Raw genomic sequence first — 2,953 nt, 5'->3', positions numbered from 1 at the left:
GTGCAACCCTGGAAGTTCTTAAGTGCTATATTAAAGATCAAGAAAAGCCGTCGTAAAACGACGGGGTTTTAACCCAAATTTTCGATAAAAATCCTCTTAATTCTCCACTTCACTTTTTTCGGGAAATCTCGCCTCATCTTCCAATTTATCACTGATTTCCGGCAGTTTTAGCAATATTCCGGCGAATAACCAATAGTAAACAGAAACGGGATCGACGGAGAGAGGATAATAGTAGGGGTTATAGCTAATAAAAAGTAGGAAAATCCAGATACAGAGACCCCAATGCTTTAAAGCAGCATTTTTTACCTTTAAATAGGCTTTAAAGGTGAGAATACAGAGAATTGTCACCAGTGCCATAAAAGCGATAAAACCGACGATACCGATTTCGTAGAGGAGTTTAGCGTAGTAGGTTTCAATTAGTCTTATCCCTTCTTTTCCCGCTAGATGACGAGCGCCACTACTGGCTGTGCCTAAACCAAAACCAAAAAGCTGTACATAATTGAACATCCACTGCATTTGATTGCCTACAAAGTCAATTGGAGACGAATATAGCCAGCGATCGAGAAAATTTAGTCCTCTTTCCTGAATAAAGGGATTTAACGTCACCGCGAGCAGGGAAATCAGCCCCAAGATTCCCAATTTTAATGGTAACTTTTGTTTATGTTTGCTAGTAGCAATAAAAAGAACCAAGTAAAACAAAGGTACTAGCAAGAAAGGTATTCTTTGTCCAGAAACCAGAGTCGCAAGGAAGACTAAAACCATTGCTACCCAACCAGCGACGCGCCATCTTTTTTGCGGATCACTAAAACTGGCCGCGTAACTGATGACGCTACTAGATACTAAAAACCAACCCCATTGCCAAGGATCAGAAAATGTGCCGGGGAGACGAATTAAGCCTCGATCGGGATTATACAACACTGAACCCCCGACAAAACATTGAGCTTTCAAGCTGGCTTTTTCGGTAATATTCGGATAAAATTCGGTGTCGGATTTCGGGACAAGAACTTCCAGTTGATTGAGGAATTCATTATCAGGACAGATACCTTGGACGAGTAAGAAGTATTGAATTAGATTTAAAACGCAACAGACTAAGATCATCACGATTAAAAGCCGATTAACCACGAATAAATCCCGTTTTTGCTCGATTAGATAGTAGCCACAGAGAACTAGGGGAATATAACTTAGGAGGATTTTTAATCCCACAATTCCCACAGCAATTGATCCTTGGGGCAGATTGACAAAAAGAAAAGTTATCAGGCTGCTGGCAAGTAAAATCAAAGTTGTGATGATAAAAGGCTTGATTTGGGGGCGTAATTGCTTAAAAGTTTTGGTTTTAATTAAAATTGCCGCTAAAGCGGGGAAATAAAAGGCATCCTTGGCGATTTTGTAGAGAAGATGGGATTGATCGTAGCGCACTAGGTTGCCCAATACCTGAAAAACTCTCACCACGGCAAAAGTGACGGTACTACTGAGGGGAAGATAGATGATTAGGGCTAATAATCCCAGACGGGGATGGATAAAAGAAGCGACCATGGCGGGAACTGCCAAAATTCCTAATAAGGCTGCTTTTTTGTCAAATACAATCCCTAAAACTAGACTAATTAGTATAGTGGCGATCGCTAATATAATTAGTAACAGAGAGTTCCTCTCTTTCATTTCGTGCAGATTGAACAGGTTTAGCAGAAAGTGTACCGGATTTTTGCCGAGATTCTCATTCTCAATGGCGGAGGTGGGGAGCTTTTCAGTGATCAGTAAACAGTGAACAGTAAACAGTAATCAGTGAGGTCTTCGGTTTGTGTTAGGCAATAGACGGGGTTATAAGAGATGAAACCCTTATATAGAAAGACATTTGGCGATTTTTGTCAATTGTTTTCCATCTATAACGAACTAATCAATTAAGTCTCTTGCCAGATAAGGATGTAGTCTATTTATGCCACCCGATCGAACCATACCAAGTAACGAAGAACCATCAGGAACTGAAAACTCACATCTGATACTGATCAAAGTTTCCTTTTGCTTCTTAGCTCTTGCTATACTTATGTAAAATTTTATTTATCTCGATCTTGACTCCGTGGCCGAAAATCCTTCTTTTCAAGACCTTTATCAAGCTGGCATCAGTGCCTTTGAGCGTGGACAATATCGTCTTAGTATACAGCAATTAAATGCGGCTTTAGCCTTAATTTCCTTAGGATCCCGAGCAGGGGGTGAGATCCAAATTTGGTTAATTTCTGCCCATCAAGGGTTAGGAGAGGGGGAGAAAGCTAGTGAAATCTGTAAGCAACTTATTACCCATCCTATCTATCAAATTCGCGAACAGGCCAAGCGTCTGCTTTATATTATCGAAGCTCCCCGTCTCAAACGTCCAGATGAGTGGATGACGAAGATTCCCGATTTGGAGAAACTTCCCGATAGTACACCACAATTTAAAAAGGGGACAAATAAACAGAAAAAAGAAGAACCACCCGCACCCATGCAGTTAGAGCAGCATAAAAATACTGTTTTTAGCGGACTGGCGATCGCTATTGTTCTATTGATGCTCTGGTTTTTTGCTAAAAATAGCTAAATTAGTTGACAATAAGCTTCTAATATGCTAATGCAGTTAGCTATGGCTCCTAAATGGGCGATTTCATAACCGTGGGTGTTTTGGGTGGGAAAACCTAAGCAAGCGGCCTTAGCTATAACTGGCAATGTAGTCTTTTAGTCGAAAGGGTTGTTTTCGGTGTTTTCCCACCACGACTCGACTACCGGCGCGCACCCCGCAAGCGTCTAATTCTTCTGGAGTCAATTTCGTCTCTATCCATGCGGATTCCTAGGTGACGGGAGTGTTTTCCTGCTGCACTTTTTGCGGGGATTGATGGGAAATTTGACATCCTCGCCGCCCTAAAAGTGCGGCGATTCCTAAACCTCACGATTTAAGTTTCTGCTTCAACCACCGTTGCATACCACGGTTAAA

2 protein-coding genes and 1 pseudogene are annotated in these 2,953 nt (G+C 41.5%); 1 reads left to right on the top strand and 2 read right to left on the bottom strand.

The genetic code is table 11. From position 1 onward, the window contains the following. Positions 1-96 precede the first annotated feature (96 nt). On the bottom strand, positions 97-1,656 hold the full coding sequence (locus BGL89_RS01030) for a hypothetical protein (RefSeq protein WP_286823779.1): 1,560 nt from the start codon (positions 1,654-1,656) through the stop codon (positions 97-99). Positions 1,657-2,071: 415 nt separating this feature from the next. Here BGL89_RS01030 and BGL89_RS01025 point away from each other — a divergent pair, with 415 nt between their 5' ends. Beyond that, the gene (locus BGL89_RS01025) at positions 2,072-2,563 is read left to right on the top strand and encodes a hypothetical protein (protein ID WP_286823778.1); all 492 of its coding nucleotides are present in this window, start codon (positions 2,072-2,074) and stop codon (positions 2,561-2,563) included. Here the strand turns inward: BGL89_RS01025 and BGL89_RS01020 are convergent. Beyond that, positions 2,560-2,905 (bottom strand): annotated as a pseudogene (locus BGL89_RS01020) (M42 family peptidase); the annotation flags it as partial. The gene BGL89_RS01025 and the pseudogene BGL89_RS01020 sit on opposite strands and share 4 nt — an antisense overlap. Between the last annotated feature and the right edge of the window lie 48 nt (positions 2,906-2,953).

This window comes from Microcystis sp. LSC13-02, from assembly GCA_002282935.1.
GTDB lineage: Bacteria > Cyanobacteriota > Cyanobacteriia > Cyanobacteriales > Microcystaceae > Microcystis.
The sequence above is the reverse complement of the archived record's forward strand: the minus strand, read 5'-3'. Positions and strand labels throughout refer to the sequence as shown.

Bases quoted from the DNA above. Each gene is read 5' to 3' on its own strand.
- BGL89_RS01030 (WP_286823779.1), bottom strand. From the start codon at position 1,656: ATGAAAGAGAGGAACTCTCTGTTACTAATTATATTAGCGATCGCCACT.